Annotated in this window: 24 protein-coding genes; 19 read left to right on the top strand and 5 right to left on the bottom strand. The window is 57.1% G+C overall.

Translation table 11 applies throughout. From position 1 onward, the window contains the following. Window positions 1-30 precede the first annotated feature (30 nt). Window positions 31-573, top strand: coding sequence for a chloramphenicol phosphotransferase CPT family protein (locus tag HW561_RS20475; protein ID WP_176867217.1), 543 nt, complete (start codon window positions 31-33; stop codon window positions 571-573). 10 nt (window positions 574-583) lie between these two features. Here the strand turns inward: HW561_RS20475 and HW561_RS20470 are convergent, their stop codons facing one another. Further along, window positions 584-1,417: a prephenate dehydratase gene (locus tag HW561_RS20470; protein WP_176867216.1), complete on the bottom strand. Its 834-nt coding sequence runs from the start codon at window positions 1,415-1,417 to the stop codon at window positions 584-586. Window positions 1,418-1,536: 119 nt separating this feature from the next. Between HW561_RS20470 and HW561_RS20465 the strand changes: the two genes are divergently transcribed. From HW561_RS20465 to HW561_RS20445, 5 genes are all read left to right on the top strand, one after another. Continuing rightward, complete coding sequence (locus HW561_RS20465; RefSeq protein WP_176867238.1) at window positions 1,537-2,046, top strand: c-type cytochrome; 510 nt, start codon at window positions 1,537-1,539, stop codon at window positions 2,044-2,046. A 170-nt stretch (window positions 2,047-2,216) separates the two neighbouring features. Beyond that, on the top strand, window positions 2,217-4,124 hold the full coding sequence (locus tag HW561_RS20460) for an extracellular solute-binding protein (RefSeq protein WP_176867215.1): 1,908 nt from the start codon (window positions 2,217-2,219) through the stop codon (window positions 4,122-4,124). A gap of 1 nt (window position 4,125) precedes the next feature. After that, window positions 4,126-5,220, top strand: a complete 1,095-nt coding sequence (locus HW561_RS20455) for a microcin C ABC transporter permease YejB (protein ID WP_176867214.1) — start codon at window positions 4,126-4,128, stop codon at window positions 5,218-5,220. Beyond that, window positions 5,221-6,327 carry an ABC transporter permease gene (locus tag HW561_RS20450; RefSeq protein WP_176867213.1) on the top strand — a complete coding sequence of 369 codons (1,107 nt, stop codon included), beginning with the start codon at window positions 5,221-5,223 and terminating at the stop codon, window positions 6,325-6,327. It abuts the gene before it with no gap. Next, window positions 6,324-7,901, top strand: coding sequence for an ABC transporter ATP-binding protein (locus HW561_RS20445; protein WP_176867212.1), 1,578 nt, complete (start codon window positions 6,324-6,326; stop codon window positions 7,899-7,901). Before HW561_RS20450 ends, HW561_RS20445 begins: the two co-directional genes overlap by 4 nt. A gap of 24 nt (window positions 7,902-7,925) precedes the next feature. Here the strand turns inward: HW561_RS20445 and HW561_RS20440 are convergent, their stop codons facing one another. Both HW561_RS20440 and hemN read right to left on the bottom strand, forming a co-directional pair. Next, a complete protein-coding gene (locus HW561_RS20440; RefSeq protein WP_176867211.1) occupies window positions 7,926-9,854 on the bottom strand; it encodes an elongation factor G in 1,929 nt (642 codons plus the stop codon). Window positions 9,855-10,066: 212 nt separating this feature from the next. Beyond that, window positions 10,067-11,422 (bottom strand): oxygen-independent coproporphyrinogen III oxidase, encoded by a 1,356-nt coding sequence (gene hemN / locus HW561_RS20435; protein WP_176867210.1) that lies wholly within the window; start codon window positions 11,420-11,422, stop codon window positions 10,067-10,069. Between the two features lie 67 nt (window positions 11,423-11,489). On the opposite strand from hemN, the gene fnrL reads away from it, so the two are divergent. Together fnrL and HW561_RS20425 are read left to right on the top strand one after the other, a co-directional pair. After that, on the top strand, window positions 11,490-12,227 hold the full coding sequence (fnrL, locus tag HW561_RS20430; RefSeq protein ID WP_176867209.1) for a transcriptional regulator FnrL: 738 nt from the start codon (window positions 11,490-11,492) through the stop codon (window positions 12,225-12,227). Window positions 12,228-12,300: 73 nt separating this feature from the next. Further along, entirely contained in the window at window positions 12,301-12,555 is a 255-nt protein-coding gene (locus HW561_RS20425; RefSeq protein ID WP_176867208.1) for a GlsB/YeaQ/YmgE family stress response membrane protein, read from the top strand. Window positions 12,556-12,606: 51 nt separating this feature from the next. Here the strand turns inward: HW561_RS20425 and HW561_RS20420 are convergent, their stop codons facing one another. Beyond that, complete coding sequence (locus HW561_RS20420) at window positions 12,607-13,446, bottom strand: universal stress protein (protein ID WP_176867207.1); 840 nt, start codon at window positions 13,444-13,446, stop codon at window positions 12,607-12,609. Between the two features lie 195 nt (window positions 13,447-13,641). Between HW561_RS20420 and ccoN the strand changes: the two genes are divergently transcribed. From ccoN to ccoP, 4 genes are read left to right on the top strand one after another with little or no spacing between them, the layout of a single operon-like run. Beyond that, window positions 13,642-15,249, top strand: a complete 1,608-nt coding sequence (gene ccoN / locus HW561_RS20415; protein ID WP_176867206.1) for a cytochrome-c oxidase, cbb3-type subunit I — start codon at window positions 13,642-13,644, stop codon at window positions 15,247-15,249. A gap of 14 nt (window positions 15,250-15,263) precedes the next feature. Next, window positions 15,264-15,992 (top strand): cytochrome-c oxidase, cbb3-type subunit II, encoded by a 729-nt coding sequence (gene ccoO / locus HW561_RS20410; protein WP_176867205.1) that lies wholly within the window; start codon window positions 15,264-15,266, stop codon window positions 15,990-15,992. A gap of 11 nt (window positions 15,993-16,003) precedes the next feature. Further along, complete coding sequence (locus tag HW561_RS20405; RefSeq protein ID WP_176867204.1) at window positions 16,004-16,189, top strand: cbb3-type cytochrome c oxidase subunit 3; 186 nt, start codon at window positions 16,004-16,006, stop codon at window positions 16,187-16,189. Beyond that, window positions 16,186-17,049 carry a cytochrome-c oxidase, cbb3-type subunit III gene (gene ccoP / locus HW561_RS20400; protein WP_176867203.1) on the top strand — a complete coding sequence of 288 codons (864 nt, stop codon included), beginning with the start codon at window positions 16,186-16,188 and terminating at the stop codon, window positions 17,047-17,049. The genes HW561_RS20405 and ccoP overlap by 4 nt, the downstream gene beginning before the upstream one ends. 133 nt (window positions 17,050-17,182) lie before the next feature. On the opposite strand, the gene HW561_RS20395 is transcribed toward ccoP, so the two are convergent. Continuing rightward, window positions 17,183-17,341 carry a hypothetical protein gene (locus HW561_RS20395; RefSeq protein WP_176867202.1) on the bottom strand — a complete coding sequence of 53 codons (159 nt, stop codon included), beginning with the start codon at window positions 17,339-17,341 and terminating at the stop codon, window positions 17,183-17,185. Between the two features lie 100 nt (window positions 17,342-17,441). On the opposite strand from HW561_RS20395, the gene HW561_RS20390 reads away from it, so the two are divergent. The 7 genes from HW561_RS20390 (at window position 17,442) to nusG (ending at window position 23,710) form a co-directional block, all read left to right on the top strand. After that, window positions 17,442-18,311 (top strand): LysR family transcriptional regulator, encoded by an 870-nt coding sequence (locus HW561_RS20390; RefSeq protein WP_176867201.1) that lies wholly within the window; start codon window positions 17,442-17,444, stop codon window positions 18,309-18,311. A gap of 107 nt (window positions 18,312-18,418) precedes the next feature. Further along, window positions 18,419-19,846 carry a cytochrome c oxidase accessory protein CcoG gene (gene ccoG / locus HW561_RS20385; protein WP_176867200.1) on the top strand — a complete coding sequence of 476 codons (1,428 nt, stop codon included), beginning with the start codon at window positions 18,419-18,421 and terminating at the stop codon, window positions 19,844-19,846. Window positions 19,847-19,848: 2 nt separating this feature from the next. Continuing rightward, on the top strand, window positions 19,849-20,307 hold the full coding sequence (locus HW561_RS20380; protein WP_176867199.1) for a FixH family protein: 459 nt from the start codon (window positions 19,849-19,851) through the stop codon (window positions 20,305-20,307). Between the two features lie 4 nt (window positions 20,308-20,311). After that, window positions 20,312-22,489, top strand: a complete 2,178-nt coding sequence (locus tag HW561_RS20375; protein ID WP_176867198.1) for a heavy metal translocating P-type ATPase — start codon at window positions 20,312-20,314, stop codon at window positions 22,487-22,489. Window positions 22,490-22,494: 5 nt separating this feature from the next. Continuing rightward, the gene (ccoS, locus tag HW561_RS20370; protein ID WP_176867197.1) at window positions 22,495-22,653 is read left to right on the top strand and encodes a cbb3-type cytochrome oxidase assembly protein CcoS; all 159 of its coding nucleotides are present in this window, start codon (window positions 22,495-22,497) and stop codon (window positions 22,651-22,653) included. A 101-nt stretch (window positions 22,654-22,754) separates the two neighbouring features. Continuing rightward, complete coding sequence (gene secE / locus HW561_RS20365; protein WP_176867196.1) at window positions 22,755-22,952, top strand: preprotein translocase subunit SecE; 198 nt, start codon at window positions 22,755-22,757, stop codon at window positions 22,950-22,952. Between the two features lie 224 nt (window positions 22,953-23,176). Then, on the top strand, window positions 23,177-23,710 hold the full coding sequence (gene nusG, locus HW561_RS20360) for a transcription termination/antitermination protein NusG (RefSeq protein WP_176867195.1): 534 nt from the start codon (window positions 23,177-23,179) through the stop codon (window positions 23,708-23,710). Window positions 23,711-23,772: the final 62 nt, after the last annotated feature.

The raw sequence follows: 23,772 nt of genomic DNA, 5'->3' as shown, positions 1-23,772 counted from the left end.
TGGGGCAGATTGGCAGAGGTGGGCTCGATAGTGTCCCAGATCATTTTTCTTCACGGGGCGTCCAGCAGCGGTAAAAGCATGATCGCCCGCGCGCTGCAGCACCGGATTGACGAACCGTTCTGGCATGTTTCAATCGATCATCTCAGGGACGCGGGGGTTCTGCCTCTGATCCGGTATCGGCGCGGCGACTTTGACTGGCAGTCGGACAGAGCCAAGATTTTTGATGGGTTTCACAAGTCTTTGGCGGCCTATGCCACTGCGGGCAACAATTTGATCCTCGAACATATATTGGACACTCCGCGCTGGGCTGAGGAACTGCAGGTATTGTTCCGACCACATGACGTATTGTTCGTGGCGGTGCAGTGCCCCGTTGCGGTGCTTGTCGAACGGGAACGGGACCGAGGGGATAGACCACAGGGAAGTGCCGAACGAGATCAGGCCACGATCCATCTGGACAGGCGCTATGATCTCGAGGTCAACTCGGTTGACGATGTTGACGCGAACGTGAGGGCGATATTGCAGGCATGGCACAGCGGATTGCGTCGATCCGAATTTAGTCAAACGCTAGCGTAACCCGCAGGTCTTATCCGCGCGGTTGTGCCGCCGGATAAACACCCAAGATTTCCACATTGGTAGTAAAATGCGCCAATTCGTCCATCGCCAGTTGTACATTCCGGTCGTCAGGGTGGCCAACAATATCGGCATAGAACAGGGTCGCGGTGAACGACCCGTCGACCATGTAGCTTTCCAGCTTGGTCATATTGATTCCGTTAGTGGCAAACCCGCCCATCGCCTTATAAAGCGCTGCCGGGATATTTCGGACCTGAAATACGAAACTGGTGATCATGCCGTGGTCACCCCGGCGCGACAAATCAGATTGCTGTGACATTACAAGGAAACGCGTGGTGTTATCGCCGTGATCCTCGATGTGACGCGCCAGAACATTCAGGCCATAGATCTCTCCGGCCAGTTCACTGGCTAAAGCGGCGGAATGAATGTCGCCAATTTCGGATACTTCACGAGCTGCCCGGGCGTTGTCGGGACTGACGCGACCACGGATGCCATGTTCTTTCAGGAATCCCGCGCATTGCGGTAGCAGCACGAGATGAGAATGCGCTTCGGTAATGTCTTCCAGCCTTGCGCCGGGAACAGCCAGCAGGTTGATGTGAACCCTGACGAAAGCTTCGTCAATTATGTGTAGCCCACTGTGTGGTAACAGGCGATGGATATCGGCGACGCGGCCATAGGTCGTATTCTCGACCGGCAACATCGCCAGATCGGCGGCGCCCGCACGGACTGATTCGATCACATCTTCAAAAGTGCGGCAGGGCAGGGCCTCCATATCCGGGCGTGCCTTACGGCAGGCCTCGTGACTGTAGGCGCCGGGTTCCCCCTGAAATGCAATACGATTGGTCATATGGTCGATTCCGTGCAACAAGTTGGTGAATTGGGCGTTTAGTCGCGGTGTCTATACCTTGCCTCTTACAAGGGGAAGCCTTAGACACCCCGCAGACAGCTGAAATGGACTCGCGATCAATGTTCGACACGATGACAGTTACGAAGGCCGCTGCAGGCCTGTTTGGCACCTTCCTGGTGCTTCTTCTGGCCAAATGGGGGGCTATGGTTCTCTACAGTGTAGATGGGCATGGTGCCGAAGCCGCCTATGTCATCGAAACCGAAAGCTCGGGCGAAAGCGCCGACGGTGAAGAGGTCGTGTTCGAAGACATGCTGGCCGCCGCCGACCCCGAAAAGGGTGCAAAGGTGTTCCGGAAGTGCACCGCCTGTCACAAACTTGAAGATGGCGCCAACGGCACCGGCCCGTATCTGTACGGCATCGTGGACCGCCCTGTTGCCTCAGCCGCGGGCTTCACGGGTTACTCGGCCTCGATGCAGGCGCATGGCGGCAACTGGACGCCTGAGGCTATCGATGCATTCATCACCAGACCCAGTGCTTATATTCAAGGCACATCAATGAGCTTCGCGGGTTTGAAAAAGCCGCAGGACCGCGCCGATCTGATTGCCTATCTGCAGACCATTGGCAACTGATCCCTCGGTCAGCACTAAAGAATTCAAAGCCGCTGCCCGATGCAGCGGCTTTTTTTGTCTTTCACAAACTTCACAAAGCGTTCACGCATTCTAAACTTGCAAACGCCAGTGCTGGCCTTTTAGCTAGCGCGCACAAGATAAAAGACGGAAATGACCAGAGGATGAGCCCCATGACCCCCCTTCTGCCCACCATGCGCATATTTCACTTTCGGTCGTGGGCGGCTGCGGGGGTTTCCGCCGCGATGGTTCTTTGCACTGCGGGTCTGACCAGTGCCGCCGAGGATAACGTCACGCGCAGCCACGGTTATTCCTACTTTGGCAATCTGGATTACCCGCCCGACTATCCGCATTTGAACTATGTCAATCCGGAAGCGCCCAAGGGGGGTGAATTGTCGTTGGCGGGATCAGGCACATTTGATTCCCTGAACCCGTATTCACGAAAAGGACGGGCCGGGGCGCTGACGACCATCCAATACGACTCGTTGATCGATAGTGCCTCGGACAGCGTTGGGCAGTATTACGGGGTTCTCGCCGAAAGCATGGAATACGATGAAGGGCGCAACTACGTGATCTTCCATTTGCGCCCCGAAGCGACATTTTGGGACGGCACGCCGGTCACCGCCGAGGATGTGATTTACAGCCATCGTCTGTTCATTGAACAAGGGCTGCCATCTTACGCGCAGGCTGTGGGCCGGATGGTGACACGGGCTGATGCGCTGGATGATCACACGGTCAAGTTCACCTTCAGTCCAGAGGTCACGCGTCGGGGACTGATCGAAACGGTTGGCTCCACGCCGGTATTTTCCAAAGTCTGGTTCGAAGCGGATGACAGTCGTCGTCTGGATGAGCCCCGACTGGAGGTGGCTGTCGGTTCGGGGCCCTACAAGCTGGACAGCTACGACATCAACCGCCGTATCGTCTATAAGCGGCGGGACGATTATTGGGGCAAGGATCTGCCGATCAACCGGGGGCGCCATAATTACGATACCATCCGCGTTGAGTATTTCGCAGATCAGACTGCCGCATTCGAGGGGTTCAAGGCTGGCGAATACACTATGCGGATCGAAAGTGACCCCAAGCTCTGGGCTTCAAGCTATGATTTTCCCAAACTGAGCGAGGGCTCGGTCGTTCAGGATGAGATCGCCGATGGCAGCCCACCTACACCTTCGGGGTTTGTGTTCAATCTTGGTAAGCCGCAATTTGCTGACAAGAATGTGCGCAAGGCGCTTGCCTTGGCGTTCAACTTTGAATGGGCGAATGAATCGCTGATGTTCGGCTTGAATTCTCCCCGCAGCTCATTCGTGCAAGGTACCCATCTTGAGGCGAAAGGTGTGCCGGAAGGGGCCGAACTAGCCTTTTTGAAAACGTTGGGCGATCTGGTTCCTGCCGACGTGCTGAATGAACCTGTGCTGGTGACGCACGAATCCAAATCCGAGCGTCTAAACGACCGGCGGAACCTTCGCACGGCGTCAAAATTGCTTGATCAAGCCGGTTGGCAGGTTGGCCATGGCAACATTCGTCGAAACGAACAGGGACAGACGTTGAAGGTGAATATCCCCTACGCCTCCAGCATTCCGACCTCGACCGCGACAATGATCGAAACCTATGTGCAAAACTTGCAATCCATCGGGGTCGATGCGAGCGCCGAAAAAGTGGACCCGTCGCAATTTACCCTGCGCCGTCGCGAGCGGGATTACGACATGGTCCATTCGAACAGATACGGGTCTTTTCTGTCTACGGGCGGTGGTCTGAGCCAGATGTATGGGTCAAAAGAAGCCGCGTTCAGCTTGTTTAATCCGGCAGGATTGGCCAGCCCGTTGGTGGATGCGGTGATCGAAGCCTCATTCGATACCACGGATCAGGCAGAACAGGACGCCGCCCTGATGGCGCTGGACCGTGTTCTGCGGTATGAATTCTTCGTCATCCCCGACGGATATGTGGCAGATTACTGGACGGCCTACTACGACATGTATGAATACCCCGAAAACCTGCCTCCGTTTACTCTGGGATATCTTGATCTGTGGTGGGTGAACCCGGACAAAGAGGCTGGTTTGAAAGCGAAGGGTGCGCTGCGATAACATGGGCGCCTATATCCTAAGACGCCTGCTGCTGGTTATTCCGACGCTTCTGGGCATCATGATTGTCAACTTCACACTGGTGCAATTTGTGCCGGGTGGGCCGGTCGAACAAATCATCGCGCAGATCGAAGGCCAGGGCGATGTTTTTGCCGGGTTCGCCGGTGGCGGCGATACCGGGGCTGGGGCGGAACCGATAGGCGGTGGGTTTGACGACAAATATGTCGGCGCGCGCGGTTTGCCACCCGAATTCATTGCAGACTTGGAAAAGGAATTTGGCTTTGACAAGCCGCCGCTCGAACGATTCCTGGGCATGATGGGCAATTATCTGACGCTGGATTTCGGCGAAAGCTATTTCCGGTCCATAAATGTGATTGATTTGGTGCTCGAAAAGATGCCGGTGTCAATTTCGCTGGGGCTGTGGTCGACTTTGATTGCCTATCTGGTGTCGATCCCGCTGGGTATTCGCAAGGCGGTCAAGGACGGATCGAGATTTGATACCTGGACCAGCGGGGCCATCATCGTGGCTTATGCCATCCCGGGATTTTTGTTCGCGATCCTGCTGCTGGTGTTGTTCGCTGGCGGGTCCTATTGGCAGATTTTCCCACTGCGGGGCCTGACATCTGACAATTGGGACAGCCTTAGCCTGTTCGGTAAAATGGCCGATTATTTTTGGCACATTGCGTTGCCCATCATCGCGCTCACGATTTCGGCCTTTGCGACATTGACTTTACTGACCAAGAATTCGTTTCTGGACGAAATCAAAAAGCAGTATGTCATGACGGCCCGCGCCAAGGGGCTGAGTGAAAGTCAGGTTTTGTATGGTCACGTCTTCCGCAACGCCATGCTGATCGTAATCGCGGGCTTTCCCGCCGTCTTCATTGGCGTCTTTTTTGGCGGCTCAATCATTATCGAAACGATCTTCTCGCTTGATGGTCTTGGCCGCCTCGGGTTTGAGGCCGCTGTGGCGCGTGACTATCCGGTCATCTTCGGGACGCTTTTCATCTTTGGCTTGATGGGCCTCGTTGTGGGCATCATCAGTGATCTGATGTATGTGCTGGTCGATCCGCGCATCGACTTTGAAAAGCGGGAGGGGTAGATGGCACTTTCCCCTCTCAATCAGCGCCGTTGGCGCAGTTTCCGGCGCAATGGGCGGGCATTTTGGTCGCTGGTCGTCTTTTCGGTACTGTTCGGCCTTTCGCTATTTGCCGAGTTTATCGCCAACGATAAACCGATCTTGGTGAAATACCGTGGCGAGCTTTATGCGCCCGTCTTCAATTTCTACGCTGAAACTGAGTTTGGCGGCGATTTCCAGACCGAAGCGATTTACCGGGACCCCGAAGTGCAATGCCTGATCGACAGCGGCGGCGTGCAAGATTGTTTTGACGACCCCGACGGAATTATCGAGCAGATTGACGCTGGAATCTTTCAGTCGGAAGGGTTTGAACGGGGTTGGGCCATCTGGCCGTTGATCCCCTATTCCTTCAACACCAGCGTCGACCGTCCCGGCGCGGCACCCCTGCCGCCCAACGGTCAGAACCTGTTGGGAACGGATGATACCAAGCGTGATGTTCTGGCCCGTGTGATCTATGGTTTCCGGTTGTCGATCCTGTTCACACTGATTGTCACGGGGGCCGCCAGCCTGATCGGGATTTTTGCGGGTGCCCTGCAGGGATTCTTTGGCGGCTGGCTGGATCTGATTTTCCAGCGGGTCATCGAGATCTGGTCGTCCACCCCGTCGCTTTATGTAATCATCATCATGTTTGCCGTTTTGGGGCGAAGTTTCTGGCTGCTTGTGGTGTTGATGATCCTGTTCAGTTGGACTGGTCTTGTAGGGGTTGTACGGGCCGAATTCCTGCGGGCGCGGAACCTGGAATATGTGCGGGCAGCGCGCGCGTTGGGGGTGGGTAACATGACCATCATGTTCCGCCACATGCTGCCCAACGCGATGGTGGCGACGCTGACTTTCATGCCGTTCATCGTGACAGGCACCATTGGAGGTTTGGCCTCGCTGGACTTTTTGGGCTTTGGTCTGCCATCATCGGCGCCGTCGCTGGGTGAGCTGACCTTGCAAGCGAAACAGAACCTGCAGGCGCCCTGGCTGGCCTTCACCGCGTTCTTTACCTTTGCCATCATGCTGTCGTTGCTGGTCTTCATCTTCGAAGGCGTCCGCGATGCGTTTGACCCGAGAAAGACCTTTTCATGAGCTTGCTGGATGTGAACAACCTGAAGGTTTCGTTTCAGCAAGACGGGCGAGCCTCAGCCGCGGTCAACGGCGTGTCCTTCACCGTCGATCGCGGCGAAACCGTTGCTTTGGTTGGCGAGTCAGGCTCGGGTAAATCTGTCACGGCCCTGTCCACAGTGTCCTTGCTGGGCGACAGCGCAATTGTTGAAGGTTCCGTCAAATACGACGGGCAAGAGATGATCGGAGCCTCTGACCAGCATCTGATGGATGTGCGCGGCAACGATATCAGCTTTATCTTTCAGGAGCCGATGACCTCGCTCAACCCGCTGCACACGATTCAGAAACAGATGACGGAATCGCTGGCGCTGCACCAAGGGTTGACGGGTGATGCCGCACGGGGCCGGATTGTTGAATTGCTGACCAAGGTGGGTATCCGCGATCCGCAGGATCGGTTGGACAGTTATCCACACCAGCTCTCGGGTGGTCAGAGGCAACGGGTCATGATCGCCATGGCGTTGGCCAATAAACCGGATGTTTTGATCGCCGATGAGCCTACAACGGCGCTGGACGTGACCATTCAGGCGCAGATACTTGAGTTGTTGGCCGACCTTCAGAAATCGGAAAATATGGGGATGTTGTTCATCACCCATGATCTGGGCATCGTGCGGCGGATTGCCGACCGGGTCTATGTCATGAAAGATGGCGAGATCGTCGAAGCGGGTGAGACGGCAGATATTTTCGACAACCCGCAGCACCCCTATACACGCAAACTGTTGGCCGCCGAACCTTCTGGCCAACCCGATCCGGTTGCCCCGGATGCGGAAGAGGTCGCACGAACCGATCATCTGAAAGTCTGGTTCCCGATCCAGCGTGGATTCCTGAAACGGACCGTAGGGCATGTCAAAGCCGTCAATGATGCGACGTTGAGTGTGCGCGCGGGTGAGACATTGGGCATCGTCGGCGAAAGCGGCTCAGGCAAGACCACACTGGCGCTGGCGATCATGCGTCTGATTGCGTCCGAAGGCGGGATAACCTTCCGCAATCAGGATGTGCGCCGCTGGTCCACGCGAGAGTTACGGCGATTGCGCAAGGACATGCAGATCGTGTTTCAGGACCCGTTCGGCAGCCTCAGTCCGCGCATGACCTGCCAGCAGATCATCGCCGAGGGGTTGGCAATCCACAAGGTCGATCCCCACCGCGCCCCGCGCGAACTGGTTGCCGAAGTGATGACCGAAGTCGGTCTGGACCCCACCTCTATGGACCGCTACCCGCACGAGTTCTCGGGCGGCCAGCGTCAGCGTATTGCCATTGCCCGCGCGATGGTGTTGCGGCCAAAGCTGCTGGTTTTGGACGAACCGACCAGCGCGCTGGATATGACGGTGCAGGTACAGATCGTAGACCTGCTGCGGGACCTGCAGCAAAAATACAAGCTGGCCTATTTGTTCATCAGCCATGACCTCAAGGTCGTACGCGCCATGTCGCATAATGTCATTGTCATGCGAAACGGTGATGTAATCGAAATGGGCACCGCTGAGGAATTGTTCGAGAATGCCCAGACTGAATACACCCGTGAATTAATCGCGGCGGCGGGCTGAAAACAGCCCGCCTTTCTGCGTTCTTCAGGCTCTCGCTTCTTCGCGTGTCGCGGCCTTGGGCATCGGACCGCGCAGTTCTTCGTAGTGATCGAAACTCAATTTGACCCAACCCGTTCCGCGCGTGGAGCTTGCCAGAATCCGGTGCAACTCATCCTCGGCAACGGCGGGCAGCTGGGCGTTGAATATCTCCCATCCTGAGGTATTGGGGTTGCCTTCGAACCCCATTACCTGACCTTGCAGGGAGCTGATTGCCGGAACAAGGTCACCAACAAATGCCGACGGCAGATGGATCTCCGCGTTCAGGACCGGTTGCAAGACCACCGGTTTAGCTTGAGGAAGCGCATCGCGCACTGCGTTTTTGCCAGCCGTGCGGAAGGCGTAATCCGAGCTGTCGACATTGTGGTGCTTGCCGTCGCTGAGCGTGATTTTGACATCCACCACCGGGAAACCTTCTGGACCTTGCAAAAGGGCATCTTTGGCGCCGTGCTCGACCGAAGGAATATAGTTCCTTGGAACCGCGCCTCCTTTGACGTTTTCCTCGAACTGAAAGCCCGCCCCGCGTGGCATGGGTGCGACCGAGATCACAACATCCGCAAATTGGCCCGCCCCGCCGGACTGTTTGCGATGCCGATATCGATACTCAAAAGACGAGCGAATGGTCTCGCGATAGGCGGTCTCAACCTGCTCCGTCTCAATTTCGATCCCGAAATCCTCGGCAAGTTTTGCTGTCACCCGGCGCATGTGCTGTGGCCCTTGCGAGGACAGTACCGCATGGCCGCTCAACTCATCATGTTCCAGATGCAGACCCGGATCGATCTCGACCAGACGGCTCAGGGCATTGGACAGGCGCACGTCGTCGCGTTCATGCGCGGGTGATACGACCTGCCGATGTGCAATTGGATGTGATGCAGCCCATTCCGGCAGTGGCGTCGCCGAAGTGCCGTCATACAGATAGCCGGAATTGAGGTGGTCGGACTTTATGGCCAAACCGATCTGCCCGGCCGCCAAAGCGCCGATCTGGGTTTTGGCGTCCAATGTGGTCAGATTGCCCACAGTCTCTCCGCCCAGAGGTTCATGAGCTTTGACGCCATCGCCCAGACCTCGAAGCACGACGATCTTCCCAATGTGTTTTTTCACATCAGCAAAACCCGCAATGGCGCGGGCGTTTTCTGCAGCCTCATCGCGTCCGGCTGCGATGTTGAACTCTGGTGCCTCATGCCGCAGTGCCTTCATTAGACGGGTCAGGCCATTGCCATGACTGGCCGCACCCAGACAGGCGGGAATCAGTTGGTGATGCTGCAACACCTGGGCAGCCAGATCATAGATTTCACCGCTGGCAGGCTGCTTGTCCTCAATCAGCTGTTCCAGCAAGTGGTCGTCGAAATCCGACAGCGTTTCCAGCAACTCGGTGCGCGCTTCCTGTTCGCGGTCTTCAACGGATTGCGGCAACTCGATCAGGGCCGAAGGTTGTCCTTCTTGATACTTCCATGCTCGCTCTGAGATCAGATCGACGGCGCCGACGATTGTATCACCGTCGCGGATTGGAACCTGACGCAGTGCGATATGGTGAGTGCAATAAGTTTGCAGCGCCGCGATGATGTCGCGAATTCGGCCATTGGGATTGTCCATCCGGTTGATGAACAGGAAACAGGGAATACCGGCTTCTTCGACCAGCCGCAGATACGGTGCACACAAAACGGCGGCGTCCGGGTCGGGCGGAACCACGACCACGGCAGCGTCCGAGATCGCCATGGCGGGTCCGACATAGGCCAGCGCATCGCCGCCGCCATCCACGTCGATCGCGCACCAAGGTTCGTCTAAATAAGAAAAACCGTGCAATTGCACGGTTCCGGAGACATCGAATGTGATGGGGCGTCCGTCGAGGCGGCTGATGGCCTCGACTAAGGTAGATTTGCCCGATTGGCTGGGGCCGAGGACGGTGAAAACGCGCATAGGTGCTGTCCCTCTTTCAGGTTGCAGTGTACCTGCACGAAAGGGGCTGTCGAACGCGATTGCGTCGGCAAGAACCGTCTGCGTATTCGCCTGCCTCAGGCTGTGGAGTGGTCAGGTTCTCCACGTCTTGAGTGTGGAAAAAACCAAAGGCGTGCGTCAAGCCCCTCATGCTGGTTTGGTGACTGGCTGAAAATCAGGCCAGCCCGATGGGATCAGATCGCCGAACTGTGCCCGGCCTTGCTCAGGTCATATGCGTCAAAGCTGCGGGCGACCATCCGGGTTAGCGCGCGCGCCTCGGGTGGGATGAACAGGCCGTCTTCCGTGACGTGCAACAACCCGCCGAAAGAGGCATTGGCGACCCGGTACATCTCGTCCAGTTCAGCCGCTGAAACGTCGTAGTCGCGCAGGATTTCGGCGGTGTCGATTTGGAAATCGCACATCAGGGCCTCGATCAGCCGGGCACGCAGCACGTCCTGATCCTTGAACAAATGACCGCGTGAGGTTGAAAACTGCCCGTTGCGGATTGACTTGTTGTGGGTCGAAGTGGCCGGCGCGTTCTGAGCGTATCCTTGCGGGAAGCGAGAGATCGAGCTGGCGCCGACGCCGATCAGAACTTCGGCCTGATCGTCGGTGTAGCCTTGGAAATTCCGCTTCAACCGACCGGCCTGCAGAGCGTGGGTCAGTCCGTCATCCTGCGTGGCGAAATGGTCGATGCCGATCTCGGCATAGTCATCCCACATAAACAGGCGCCGGGCCGTGTCGAACAGGTCCAGCCGCTGTTCCGGCGTCGGCAGCGCATCTGACGGAATCAGCTGCTGCCGCTTGGCCATCCACGGCACATGGGCATAGCCATAAAGTGCCACGCGGTCAGGGCTGAGCGACAGTAGCTTCTGCACGCTTTCCGTCATTCGCGTCTTGGTCTGATGAGGCAGGCCATACAGAATGTCAGCGTTCAGGCTGTTAATGCCACGTGCGCGGATCATATCGATTGCGTTGCGCGTGGTGTCATAACTCTGGATGCGACCGATAGTCTTTTGGATCTCATCATCAAAATCCTGAACCCCGATTGAGGCGCGGTTCATTCCGGCCTCGGCCAGTGCGTCCAGCCGTGCTTCGTCCACCTCGTTCGGGTCGATTTCGACCGAGAACTCCGCATCCGGGCCCATTGGTACGATACCCAGGATGTGCTGTGCCAGCTCGCGCATCAGATCCGGGTTCAGCAATGTCGGTGTGCCGCCGCCCCAATGCAGGCGTGACAGGACCACACCTTCGGGCAGGCGTGCGGCCAGCAGATCCAATTCGGCCTTGAGGACATCCACATAGGCTATCACTGGATTGTCCGTTTGGGTTCCTTGTGTCCTGCAGGCGCAGAACCAGCAAAGCCTGCGGCAGAAGGGAACGTGGATATACAGCGATATCGCACTGCCGGGTTTGATTCCCGAGATCCAGTCGCCAAAAAGATCGGCCCCCACGTCATTGCTGAAATGGGGTGCGGTCGGGTAGCTTGTATAGCGCGGTACTTTCGCGTCAAAAAGTCCAAGCTTTGCCAATTGTGGTTTCACTATCATGGCGATACCTTTAAGCGACGTACGACTTGGCTGCTTTGACCGAGATCAAGTGGAAACGGACGCGAAAATGAAAGCACAGTTTGACCATACCAATTGCGACGAATGCCCGATTCGACATCGGGCGGTGTGCGCTCACTGTGATGTTGATGAGCTCGAAGAACTTGAGGATATCAAGTATTACCGTAGCTTCGAGGCGGGTCAGACGATCATTTGGTCGGGCGACCAGATGAATTTTGTTGGCTCGGTTGTGTCTGGGATCGCCTCGCTGACACAAACGATGGAGGATGGTCGAACCCAGATGGTCGGCCTGCTTCTGCCAAGCGATTTCGTTGGTCGTCCGGGACGCGATTCGGCGCCGTATGATGTGCAGGCGACAACGGATGTAGTCATGTGCTGTTTCCGTAAAAAGCCGTTCGAAGATCTGATGACCCTTACGCCTCATATCGCGCATCGTCTGTTACAGATGACACTGGACGAACTGGATGCGGCCCGCGAATGGATGCTGGTGCTTGGGCGCAAGACCGCGCGGGAAAAGATCGCCAGCCTTCTGTCGATCATCGCGCGCCGGGATGCTTCGGTTGGCCAAAAGGGTATGTCTGGTCAGATCGTATTCGACTTGCCTCTGACGCGCGAGGCGATGGCGGACTATCTTGGCCTGACGCTGGAAACGGTCAGTCGTCAGATTTCTGCTCTGAAAAGGGACGGTGTTATCGTTCTGGAAGGCAAGCGGCATGTCACGATCCCGGATATGGGGCGTCTGATGGAAGAGGCAGGCGACGATTCGGATGGTGGTTTCCTGATCTGATCACGTTCCGGCGTGACCTGACGCGGGAGCCGTGATCTACTGAACCTGATGAAACAGAATTCAGGAGCAGGGCATGGAATTCAGTAGTCTTTTGGCAATGTTGTTGATTGGTGCGATCGCTGGCTGGCTGTCGGGCAAGATCATGGAGGGCCGCGGCTTTGGCCTGATTGGCAACATCATTGTTGGCATCATCGGGGCATTTTTGGCCGGATTGATTTTCCCGGCGCTTGGGTTCGCAGTCGGCGGAGGTCTGGTCTCGTCGATATTCTTTGCAACTGTTGGCGCAGTGATCCTGCTGTTTCTGATCGGTTTGATCCGGCGCGGCTAAAACGAACAAAGCCGCCCCCATGGGCGGCTTTGAAATCAACCTTGTTTCAAATCAATGGGTCAGGAAAACCGGCACGGCCGACTGTTCCAGCATGTTCCGGGTTGCGCCGCCCAGAATGGCTTCGCGGAACCGGGAGTGGCCGTAAGCCCCCATGACGATCATGTCCGATTCCGTATCTGTCGCGTGGCGGTTCAGAATGTCGGAGACGCGGGTCATGGTCTTGCTCAGCACTTCGATCTCGCATTTCACACCATGTCGAGCCAGCATTTGGGACAACATGCCCCCGGGATCGGATCGGTCCGGTCCGTGGCGTGGTGGATCGATCACCACGATACGCGCCAACTCGGCCTGTTTGAGGAAAGGCAGGGCGCAGCGTACAGCGCGCATGGCCTCGACGCTTTCGTTCCAGGCAATCATGATACTGCGCGGAACCGAAAACGGTTCAGCATTGTCAGGAACGACCAGAACGGGCGCATGACCTTCGAACATGGCAGCTTCGATAACGGGTTCGGCCTCGGCGCCGCGGTCTTCGCCATAGGGGTGCGGTAACACGACAAGGTCCGAAAACCGTGCTCGATGCGCCACGTGGCGACCGATATCGGCAATTTGGGCGACACCGTTTTCGGCGGACCAGCGAATGCCAGTCTTGCCCAGATAATCCTGTGCAAAGGTAAGAACCTCGTCGGCTTCGGCATTGGCCCGGCTTAGCGTTTCCTGAAGGATCAGAGCATTCGCGCCAGCGTAATAATAACCTGTCTGACTGCGATCTACACCCAGACACAACGCCTCGGCATGGGCATCTTGTGCTTCAGCCAAAGCAGCCATCTGTGCCAACGCCGCTTTGGCCGCGTTCGTTTCGGTCATGACCGTGAGAAGAGATTTGTACGCCATTTAGACCTCATATTTCGGGCATTTGGTCTCATGTGACCAGTTTACCCATCCATTCTCTTATGCGTGTCACAGAAAACCGGCTATTGTCTTGACTCAGATCAAAGCAGTACTCGCCGGCTTTCTACAATACAGCAGGCAGTCAAATAGGTTCTGCGCGGCATTGGAATCGCGCGGAGCACGGCAAAGGGACGCAATATGTCGAATTACATCAAGCTGATCGCGCTTGGTCTTGTGGCGCTGTTCGCAGCGATCGGGACCAATTATGCGCGGGATTTGGCGTATCAGGTGCATGCGATACTGGTGATGTTAATCGCTGGTGGTTTGTTCATCTGGACGCTTCGAAATACCGATGAACCAGATATTCTTGTAGATCGCTCGGCGGAGTACATGGATGACGTGATCCGCTATGGTGTGATCGCGACCGCCTTCTGGGGCGTCGTCGGTTTTCTGGCGGGGACGTTCATTGCGTTCCAATTGGCCTTTCCGGAGCTGAATTTCGAATGGGCGCAAGGTTATCTGAACTTTGGCCGTCTGCGTCCGCTGCACACCTCGGCGGTGATCTTTGCCTTTGGCGGTAACGCGCTGATCGCGACCTCGTTTTATGTGGTTCAGCGTACAAGCGCAGCACGTCTTTGGGGCGGCAATCTGGCGTGGTTCGTGTTCTGGGGCTATCAGCTGTTCATCGTTCTGGCTGCGACCGGTTATGTGCTGGGGGGGACCCAGTCCAAGGAATATGCAGAGCCCGAATGGTATGTCGATTTGTGGTTGACCGTTGTCTGGGTGGCCTATCTGGCCGTGTATCTCGGTACGATCATCAAACGGAAAGAGCCGCACATCTACGTGGCCAACTGGTTCTATCTGGCGTTCATCGTCACCGTTGCGATGCTGCACCTGATCAATAACATGACCATACCGGTCAGCATCTGGGGTTCAAAATCGGTCATCGTCTGGTCCGGCGTGCAGGACGCAATGATCCAGTGGTGGTACGGTCACAACGCCGTGGGCTTTTTCCTGACCGCCGGTTTCCTGGGCATGATGTACTACTTCATCCCAAAACAGGCCGAACGTCCTGTGTTCTCGTACAAGCTGTCGATCATTCACTTCTGGGCGCTGATCTTCCTGTATATCTGGGCCGGTCCGCACCATCTGCATTATACCGCGCTGCCTGACTGGGCCTCGACGCTGGGCATGGTGTTCTCGATCGTGCTGTGGATGCCGTCGTGGGGTGGTATGATCAACGGTCTGATGACCCTGTCAGGCGCATGGGACAAGCTGCGCACCGATCCCGTGATCCGGATGATGGTGATCTCGGTCGGCTTCTACGGCATGTCCACCTTTGAGGGTCCGATGATGTCGATCCGTGCGGTTAACTCGCTGAGCCACTACACCGACTGGACCATTGGCCACGTGCATTCGGGCGCGCTGGGCTGGAACGGCATGATCACCTTTGGTGCGCTGTACTATCTGGTTCCCGTTTTGTGGAAGCGTGACCGCCTGTACTCGCTGCAAATGGTTAGCTGGCACTTCTGGCTCGCCACTATCGGCATTGTGCTTTACGCCGCGTCGATGTGGGTCACCGGTATCATGGAAGGCCTGATGTGGCGCGAAGTGGATGCCAACGGCTTCCTGGTGAACTCGTTCGCCGACACCGTGGCCGCCAAGTTCCCGATGTATGTGGTCCGTGCTCTGGGCGGGGTCATGTTCCTCGCGGGTGCAGTGGTCATGTGTTACAACCTGTGGATGACTGTGCGGAAAGCGCCGGCCAAAGAGGCCAGCCTGACCGTCGCGGTCCCGGCTGAATAAGGAGGGCCGGAGCAATGGCAATTCTCGACAAACATAAGATCCTCGAGACCAACGCGACCCTCCTGCTGGTGTTCAGCTTTTTGGTCGTGACCATCGGTGGTTTGGTGCAGATCACCCCGCTGTTCTACCTCGAGAACACAATCGAGAAGGTGGAGGGCATGCGCCCTTACACCCCTCTCGAAATGGCGGGGCGTGACATCTACATCCGCGAAGGTTGTTATACCTGCCACAGCCAGATGATCCGCCCAATGCGGGATGAGGTCGAACGCTATGGCCACTATTCGCTGGCGGCTGAATCGATGTATGACCACCCGTTCCAGTGGGGTTCCAAACGCACCGGGCCGGATATCGCCCGCGTTGGTGGCCGGTACTCGGACCAGTGGCAGGTGGATCACCTGCGCAATCCGCAATCGGTGGTGCCTGAATCTGTGATGCCTAAATACGGCTTCCTCGAACGCCGAAAGCTGGACGGTAAGTATATCGGCGATGTCATGGCCGCAAATGCTATGGTTGGCACCCCGTATACTGACGAGATGCTCGAACAGGCACAGGCCGATTTCCGGGCGCAGGCAGATCCGGACAGCGACTATGACGGCCTGTTGGAACGGTATGGCGATAAGGTCAACGTACGTAACTTCGATGGTCAGCCTGAACTGACCGAGATGGATGCGCTGGTTGCGTACCTTCAGATGCTGGGCACGTTGGTCGACTTTTCGACCTTCACCCCAGACGCAAGCCGCTAAAGGAGGATATGATGGAGTTTTACACGATCCTCAGGCAGTTCGCGGACAGTTGGATGCTGCTGCTGTTGTTTGGCTTCTTCGTTGGCATCGTCATCTGGGTTTTCCGCCCCGGTGCCAGCAAGGAATACAAGGACACCGCCAACATCCCGTTCCGGCACCCGGATAAACCCGCCGCAGTCAAGGAGGCGCGGAAATGAGCAAGACACCTGAAAAACAGCCGGGCGATCCGAATACAACGGGCCACAGCTGGGACGGCATCGAAGAATTCGACAACCCAATGCCGCGTTGGTGGTTGTGGACTTTATACGTCACCATCATTTGGGCTGTGATCTATACGATTCTGTATCCGGCGTGGCCTTTGGTTCAATCGGCGACCGCTGGTGTGAAGGGCTGGTCTTCACGGGCTTTGGTGCAGCAGGAAATGGTTGCATTTGAAGAGGCGAACGCCCCGTGGAACGCCAAGCTGGTGGAAACTCCGCTGGACGACATCGCCAAGGAGGCTGATCTGCAGCAGTATGCGGTGAATGCAGGTGGTGCCGTGTTCCGGACCTGGTGCGCGCAGTGCCACGGCTCGGGCGCGCAGGGTGCGCCGGGCTTCCCGAACCTGCTGGACGACGCATGGCTGTGGGGCGGCACGCTGGATGATATCGTGACCACTGTCAGCTACGGTATCCGCAACGAGGAAAGCGACGACGCGCGTTATTCCGAGATGCCTGCCTTTGGTGAGATTCTGGAGCACGAAGAGATCACTCAGGTGGTTCAGTATGTCATGTCGCTGAGCAATGCACAGACCGATGATGCGGCAGCGCAGGCTGGCAAGGTTGTTTTCGAAGACAACTGCGCGGCGTGCCATGGCGACGACGCTACAGGTGACATCTTTCAAGGCGCACCGAACCTGACCGATGCGATCTGGCTGTATGGCGGTAGCGAAGAGGCTCTGACCGAAACGGTGACCAACAGCCGCTTTGGCGTCATGCCAAACTGGGATACCCGCCTGACCGAGGCGCAAATCCGCGCTGTATCTGCCTATGTCCACCAGTTGGGTGGCGGTCAGTAAGGTTTGAAGAATACCTCTGGGCGGCTTGCCGCCCAGAGGTTGCGGCACCGGCTGTTCCATCTGTTCGCGCGTTTCCTGAACAGCCGGTGTCTATTTTCCAAGAATAGAACCAGAGCTTGCTACCGTCTACATCTTAGCGGTTACGCTGATCCATCCTGCGCTTGCTTTGCATCCGCCAATGACGCGAATGAAACCAGCGTTTCCGAGAGTCCTCCGGTTCGGACGCGTCACGGGTATGGAGCGCATCAATTCGGGTGGCAGTCATGAACGAATTTGCAAGAATTGTAAGCATGATCTTTCTCCTGCTTGATGTGTCGGCTGCACTCAGGATTGATCGTTGACGGGCCAAATGCGACTCTATTATCCTTCTAATATGTAACCCGGAATTACATATGGATTGGATGAAGCTACCCCCGTTGGCCTCTCTGAGGGCTTTTGCCGCCTTTGTGGAAAAGAAAAATGTTGTTCAGGCTGGGCAGGCATTGAATGTTAGCCATGCCGCGATCAGTCAGCAGTTGCGGGCGCTTGAGGGACATTTGGGCGTTGCCCTGTTGGATCGAAGTGGCAAATCCCTGACTCTGACGGCGGAAGGCGAACATCTTGGGCAGGCTCTGCAATTGGGGTTCGGCGCAATTGGAGCTGCTGTCGAGGATTTGGCGCGTTCCGGTACGGACCGCCCCGTCCATATCTCGCTAACGCCATCTTTTGCAGCGTCCTGGCTGATGCCTCGGCTGCCGACCTTTCGTGCCGAACATCCGGATATAAACCTGATTCTTGACCCCTCGCCTGACGTGGTAGACCTGCATCCCGGAGGTGTGGATATTGCCATTCGCTATGGTAATGGCGGATGGCGCGGTGTCGAAGCGCAAATGCTGTTGCGCTCTCCGATCGTTATCGTTGCCGCGCCGGAACTGTTAGGCGGAAAAACCGACTGGTCTCCTGACGAACTGGCTCATCTCCCTTGGCTTGAGGAAATCGGCACCACCGAGGCCACGACGTGGCTGACCAGGCAAGGCGCAGAACTTGACCCCAAAGCTGGCCGGATCGCCTTACCGGGTAATCTCGTACTGGATGGTCTGAGGGCGGGGCAGGGCGTTACTGTGACAGTGCGGCATTTTGTCGAACAGGATATACATGAAGGGCGTGTCGTTGAGCTCTATACTGAACCCGGTGCGGGTGGATATCACATTGTGACAAGCCAATCACCGCTTCGACCAGCGGTAAAAACGCTTGTTCGGTGGCTTAAGATGCAAATGTGCTAGATGTGACAAAAGGTGTCTGCCCGATACGCATTTGACACATGTCAAAGTTTGCCCGCACGTGATCTGGAAGAACACGCTTTCATAAGACCCATTTTTGGAGCCAGCCAGTGAGCGATTCCGACCCCGCCCCCAGCCTATACGCCCCGAGAGAGCCCATATTTCCAAGGCGCGTGTCCGGACCGTTTCGTAATCTGAAATGGATCATTCTGGTGGTCACACTGGGGATCTACTACGTGACGCCATGGTTCAGATGGGATCGAGGGCCCAGCCTGCCGGATCAGGCGGTTTTGCTGGATCTGGCAAACCGGCGTTTCTATTTCTTCTGGATCGAGATCTGGCCGCACGAATTCTATTTCGTAGCTGGTCTGCTGATTATGGCTGGTCTGGGATTGTTCCTGTTCACCTCAGCTCTGGGCCGTGTGTGGTGCGGCTATGCCTGCCCGCAAACTGTTTGGACCGACCTCTTCATTCTGGTTGAACGTTGGATTGAAGGTGACAGGAACGCCCGGCTGCGTTTGCACCGGCAAGAAAAGTTGGATTTCCGCAAGGCCCGCCTTCGGGTCACGAAATGGGTAACTTGGTTGCTGATTGGCTTGGCAACCGGTGGCGCCTGGGTGTTCTATTTCGCAGATGCGCCGACACTGGTCCGCGATTTGGTGACGGGCAACGCGCATCCGGCCGCGTACACCACCATGTTGATTCTGACAGGTACGACTTTTTTCTTTGGCGGTTTTGCCCGCGAACAGATTTGTATCTACGCCTGCCCCTGGCCACGTATTCAGGCCGCGATGATGGACGAGGATACGCTGGTCGTCGGCTATCGTGAATGGCGGGGCGAGCCGCGTGGCAAAGGCAAGCGGACTGCGGATTCCGAGTTGGGCGATTGCATTGACTGCATGGCCTGCGTCAATGTCTGTCCGGTCGGCATCGACATTCGGGACGGGCAGCAGCTCGAGTGTATCACATGCGCCCTGTGTATCGATGCCTGCGATGACATGATGGCCAAGATTGGTAAGCCACGTGGCCTGATCGACTATATGGCCCTAAGTGATGAGACGCACGAACGAGCCGGTCAACCGCCGAAAAATGTGTGGAAGCATATCCTGCGCCCACGTACGATCATGTACACGACGCTTTGGTCGCTGGTTGGGTTTGCGCTGCTGTTTGCGTTGTTCATCCGTTCTGACATCGACCTGACTGTCGCACCGGTGCGCAACCCGACTTATGTGACCCTGTCCGATGGCACGATCCGCAACACCTATGACGTGCGGCTCCGCAACAAAAACGGTGAAGATCGGCTGTACAAGCTGTCTCTGACCGGCGATCCCTCCATGCAGCTGGAGATCGAGGGGACGTCCATCGATACTGTGAATGTCACCGCAGATACGGCACAATTGACCCGCGTGTATATCATCGCGTCAAAGAACACCGGACCTGCCGGGGCTGACACGACGCCTGTCCGGATCTGGGTCGAGGATCTGAGCAGCGGTGAGCGCGCGCACAAAGACACCACGTTTAATGGACGAGACAACTGATCATGGCTGAACGTAAATTTACAGGCAAGCATGCTTTGGCGGTGTTCGTCGGTGCCTTTAGCGTGATTATCGCGGTGAACCTTCTGCTTGCCTACAGCGCTGTTAAAACCTTTCCGGGGCTTGAGGTTAAAAATTCCTACGTGGCTAGTCAGGAATTCAACGATCGTCTGCAGGAACAACGGGCGCTGGGGTGGGAGGTTCGGGCCGAAACTACTGGTGGGCTTTTGATTCTCTATATCACCGACGAAGACGGGTCTCCGGTTCAGGTGGCCGAATTGCAAGCCGTTGTTGGACGTGCGACCCACGTGCGGGATGATTTCTCGCCGGATTTCACGTTTGATGGTACGGCCTATGCGACCCCGGCGACGTTGGGCGAGGGAAACTGGAACATCCGATTGGTGGCGCATGACAGCGAGGGAGCCGAGTTCTCGCAGCGTGTTCCGCTATATGTGAAAGGGTAGGGCGATGACCGCGCACCTCTCGTCCGGCACGGCGGCTTGTCCGGGTTGCATAGCGACCCCGTCAGAGCCCGCCCGGCCCATCCCGGAAGACGTGCAGATCGCCTTGTCCTTGCCGGGCATCCATTGCTCGGCCTGTATCGCAACGGTCGAGCGTGAGTTGAACGCCCATCCCGGCGTCGAAGACGCCCGGGTTAACCTGACCCTGAAACGGGCCATGATCAAAGCCGCGCCCGAGACGCGCGCAACAGATCTAATACCGGTTCTGGAACGTGCGGGTTTCGAAGCGCACGAGTTGGACCCCGGCGCCCTATCCGCAACTCAGACCGACAAAGCCGGGCGTGATCTGCTGATGCGGCTGGCAGTTGCCGGGTTTGCGTCGATGAACGTGATGCTACTGTCCGTGTCCGTCTGGTCCGGCGCGACCGATGCGACACGGGACATGTTTCACTGGATTTCCGCAGCGATCGCACTGCCTGCAATCGCATTCTCCGGACGGCCTTTCTTTGCCAACGCCTGGAGTGCGCTGCGGGTGGGGCGGTTGAACATGGATGTGCCGATTGTGCTGGCGATCCTGCTGGCGCTGATGACATCCCTGTGGGAAACAGCGCTGAGTGGTGAGCATGCTTATTTTGATGCAGCCCTGACGCTGACATTCTTCCTGCTCGCCGGGCGGTATCTGGATTACCGGACCCGTGCGGCGGCGCGGTCAGCTGCCGAGGAATTGACCGCACTGGAAGTCCCGCGCGCAATCCGGCTGATCGATGGCACAGAGGAGGAGGTTGCCGTCAGCACTCTGAACGTGGGGGAACTGATCCTCGTTCGGCCAGGAGGCCGCATGCCGGTGGATGGTCAAATCGTCTCGGGGCAGTCAGAGCTGGACCGCTCGTTGCTGACCGGTGAGACACTGCCTGTCTTTGCCGAACCCGGACAAACAGTCAGTGCCGGCGAGGTCAATCTGACCGGCCCCCTGACCATTCAGGCGACGGCCGTGGGCGAGGACACCTCGTTGCATCGCATGGCCGATTTGGTGGCCATCGCTGAATCGGGTCGGTCCCGGTATACGTCGCTGGCCGACAAGGCAGCCAAGCTTTATGCACCGGGAGTTCACATCCTGTCGGCGCTCAGCTTCTTGGGGTGGTACATCTATTCGGGTGATCTGAGAACTGCGCTGAACATTGCGGCGGCGGTTTTGATCATTACGTGCCCCTGCGCGTTGGGGCTGGCTGTGCCTGCCGTTACAACGGCGGCGTCGGGCCGGTTGTTCCGCAAAGGGATGCTGATCAAGCACGCCACAGCGCTCGAACGCCTGGCCGAAGTGGATACGGTTGTGTTTGACAAGACAGGCACGCTCACCTCGGGGACACCGGAACTGACCAACCTGGGCGACCACACCCGCACGGATCTTGAGGTCGCCCTGGCGTTGGCCGAGGCATCGGCGCATCCGCTTTCAGTGGCGTTGGTCAAGGCCGCCTGCGCCGCAGGAATCAAACCGGCCAATGTACAGCGTATTGTTGAAGTTCCCGGATACGGTACCGAAGGAGAATTCCGAGGACAGCGCGTGCGTTTGGGGCGTGCGGCATGGGTAGGGGCCGAGCAGGGTGTCGAGACCGCTGCGTGGTTGGCAATCGGAGCCAGCTTGCCGGTGGTCTTTCAGTTCACGGACGCTTTGCGGGCAGGCGCAACTGAGGCAGTGAGTGCACTTCGCAGGTCTGGTAAGGATGTCATTCTCATCTCAGGGGATACGTCGGGTGCTGTCCGGGCGCTGGCCAATGTGCTTGGGATCGAAAGCTGGGTGGCCGAGGCATTGCCACAAGACAAGGCGCATCGAATTCAGGATCTGAGCGATCAGGGCCATCGTGTTTTGATGGTGGGGGACGGTCTGAATGATACCGCAGCCTTGGCAGCGGCGCATGTATCGATCTCGCCGGCATCTGCTTTGGATGCAGCACGTGTTGCATCGGACATCGTTCTGCTGGGTAATGATCTGTCACCCATTGCGGACGCATGCGAGACAGCGGTGAAAGCCACCAAACGGATTCGCGAGAACTTCCGGATCGCGACCATCTACAATGTCGTCGCGGTGCCGCTTGCAGTGATAGGGTTGGCGACGCCGCTGATTGCGGCCTTGGCGATGTCGACCTCGTCGATTACCGTATCCCTGAACGCATTGCGGCTGAGGTGACTCGAATGGAAGTACTCGCCTATTTGATCCCGATTTCCCTGTTTCTGGGCGGCGTTGGTCTGGTCGCATTCATCTACACTGTCCGCTCGAACCAGTATGAGGACCCCGAGGGGGATGCGCGCCGCATCCTCAGCGATGAATGGGATGATCATCCGAAGCCGTGATCGGCGCGAAACCTGAAAAGCAGAGTTGATCCAACTGCCCTTGAAATTACCGCAATGCCCGGCTATGTCCGGCCCATCCGCTAGCAGAGAGATAACGCCAAATGGCCACGACCAACCCGATCCAGTTCATTCAGCAAGTCCGTGCCGAAGTTGCAAAGGTCGTCTGGCCGACCCGGCGCGAGGTGCTGTTGACCACGGTCATGGTGTTCATCATGGCTGCGTTGACCGCCGTGTTTTTTGCGCTGGTTGATCTTGGCATTCGCAGCGGCCTGCAAATGATTCTGACTTCCTTCGGTTAACGCTGAGATTCGGGGCGGAATCGCTGCTGAAACTGCCACTGGCCTCTTGCACAGCGCGCAATGTCAGAGTAGGTGACACGGTACCTTTCGGGATAGGCGTGCGGCGATTCGGGCTGTGCGCCGCTTTTTATTCCGGACGCCGCGGCGGGGCCGCGACAGGATTTTAATTCAGGATGCGCCCGGGAAATCGGGATGCGCCAAAGGCAAACAAGGACGACAGGTTCATGGCGAAACGGTGGTACTCGGTCAGCGTTCTTTCGAATTTCGAAAAGAAGATCGCAGAGCAGATCCGCACGTCGGTGGCTGAACAGAGCCTTGAAGACGATATCGACGAGGTTCTGGTGCCCACCGAAGAGGTGATCGAAGTGCGCCGGGGCAAGAAAGTCACGACCGAACGCCGCTTTATGCCCGGTTACGTACTGGTGCATATGGAAATGTCGGATCACGGTTACCACCTGATCAACTCGATCAACCGGGTCACCGGATTTTTGGGCCCACAGGGCCGTCCGATGCCGATGCGCGATGCCGAGGTCAACCAGATCCTCAACCGCGTTCAGGAAGGCGAAGACGCGCCCAAGCTGATGATTTCCTTCGAAGTGGGCGAGAAGGTCAAGGTCAACGACGGTCCGTTCGAAGATTTCGATGGCATGGTCGAGGGTGTCGATGACGACAACCAGAAACTGAAAGTGTCGGTCTCGATCTTCGGTCGGGAAACCCCGGTCGAACTGGACTTCATGCAGGTCACGAAGCAGAGCTAAAAGGCTTTTAGCGAATTTTGAAGCGCCGCGTTGCTACATGCAACGTAGCGTTTTTTTATGTC

This window comes from Ruegeria haliotis, assembly GCF_013377785.1.
GTDB classification, from domain to species: domain Bacteria; phylum Pseudomonadota; class Alphaproteobacteria; order Rhodobacterales; family Rhodobacteraceae; genus Ruegeria; species Ruegeria haliotis.
The sequence above is the reverse complement of the archived record's forward strand: the minus strand, read 5'-3'. Positions and strand labels throughout refer to the sequence as shown.

Coding starts and splice junctions, on each gene's coding strand:
- fnrL (WP_176867209.1), top strand. CDS start 11,490: ATGAAAGCACAGTTTGACCATACCAATTGCGACGAATGCCCGATTCGA.
- HW561_RS20450 (WP_176867213.1), top strand. CDS start 5,221: ATGGCACTTTCCCCTCTCAATCAGCGCCGTTGGCGCAGTTTCCGGCGC.
- secE (WP_176867196.1), top strand. CDS start 22,755: ATGGCCACGACCAACCCGATCCAGTTCATTCAGCAAGTCCGTGCCGAA.
- HW561_RS20425 (WP_176867208.1), top strand. CDS start 12,301: ATGGAATTCAGTAGTCTTTTGGCAATGTTGTTGATTGGTGCGATCGCT.
- HW561_RS20440 (WP_176867211.1), bottom strand. CDS start 9,854: ATGCGCGTTTTCACCGTCCTCGGCCCCAGCCAATCGGGCAAATCTACC.
- HW561_RS20460 (WP_176867215.1), top strand. CDS start 2,217: ATGACCCCCCTTCTGCCCACCATGCGCATATTTCACTTTCGGTCGTGG.
- nusG (WP_176867195.1), top strand. CDS start 23,177: ATGGCGAAACGGTGGTACTCGGTCAGCGTTCTTTCGAATTTCGAAAAG.
- HW561_RS20405 (WP_176867204.1), top strand. CDS start 16,004: ATGGAGTTTTACACGATCCTCAGGCAGTTCGCGGACAGTTGGATGCTG.
- ccoO (WP_176867205.1), top strand. CDS start 15,264: ATGGCAATTCTCGACAAACATAAGATCCTCGAGACCAACGCGACCCTC.
- HW561_RS20390 (WP_176867201.1), top strand. CDS start 17,442: ATGGATTGGATGAAGCTACCCCCGTTGGCCTCTCTGAGGGCTTTTGCC.
- HW561_RS20380 (WP_176867199.1), top strand. CDS start 19,849: ATGGCTGAACGTAAATTTACAGGCAAGCATGCTTTGGCGGTGTTCGTC.
- HW561_RS20420 (WP_176867207.1), bottom strand. CDS start 13,446: ATGGCGTACAAATCTCTTCTCACGGTCATGACCGAAACGAACGCGGCC.
- ccoP (WP_176867203.1), top strand. CDS start 16,186: ATGAGCAAGACACCTGAAAAACAGCCGGGCGATCCGAATACAACGGGC.
- HW561_RS20465 (WP_176867238.1), top strand. CDS start 1,537: ATGTTCGACACGATGACAGTTACGAAGGCCGCTGCAGGCCTGTTTGGC.
- HW561_RS20455 (WP_176867214.1), top strand. CDS start 4,126: ATGGGCGCCTATATCCTAAGACGCCTGCTGCTGGTTATTCCGACGCTT.
- HW561_RS20470 (WP_176867216.1), bottom strand. CDS start 1,417: ATGACCAATCGTATTGCATTTCAGGGGGAACCCGGCGCCTACAGTCAC.
- HW561_RS20445 (WP_176867212.1), top strand. CDS start 6,324: ATGAGCTTGCTGGATGTGAACAACCTGAAGGTTTCGTTTCAGCAAGAC.
- hemN (WP_176867210.1), bottom strand. CDS start 11,422: ATGATAGTGAAACCACAATTGGCAAAGCTTGGACTTTTTGACGCGAAA.
- ccoN (WP_176867206.1), top strand. CDS start 13,642: ATGTCGAATTACATCAAGCTGATCGCGCTTGGTCTTGTGGCGCTGTTC.
- ccoS (WP_176867197.1), top strand. CDS start 22,495: ATGGAAGTACTCGCCTATTTGATCCCGATTTCCCTGTTTCTGGGCGGC.
- HW561_RS20395 (WP_176867202.1), bottom strand. CDS start 17,341: ATGCTTACAATTCTTGCAAATTCGTTCATGACTGCCACCCGAATTGAT.
- HW561_RS20375 (WP_176867198.1), top strand. CDS start 20,312: ATGACCGCGCACCTCTCGTCCGGCACGGCGGCTTGTCCGGGTTGCATA.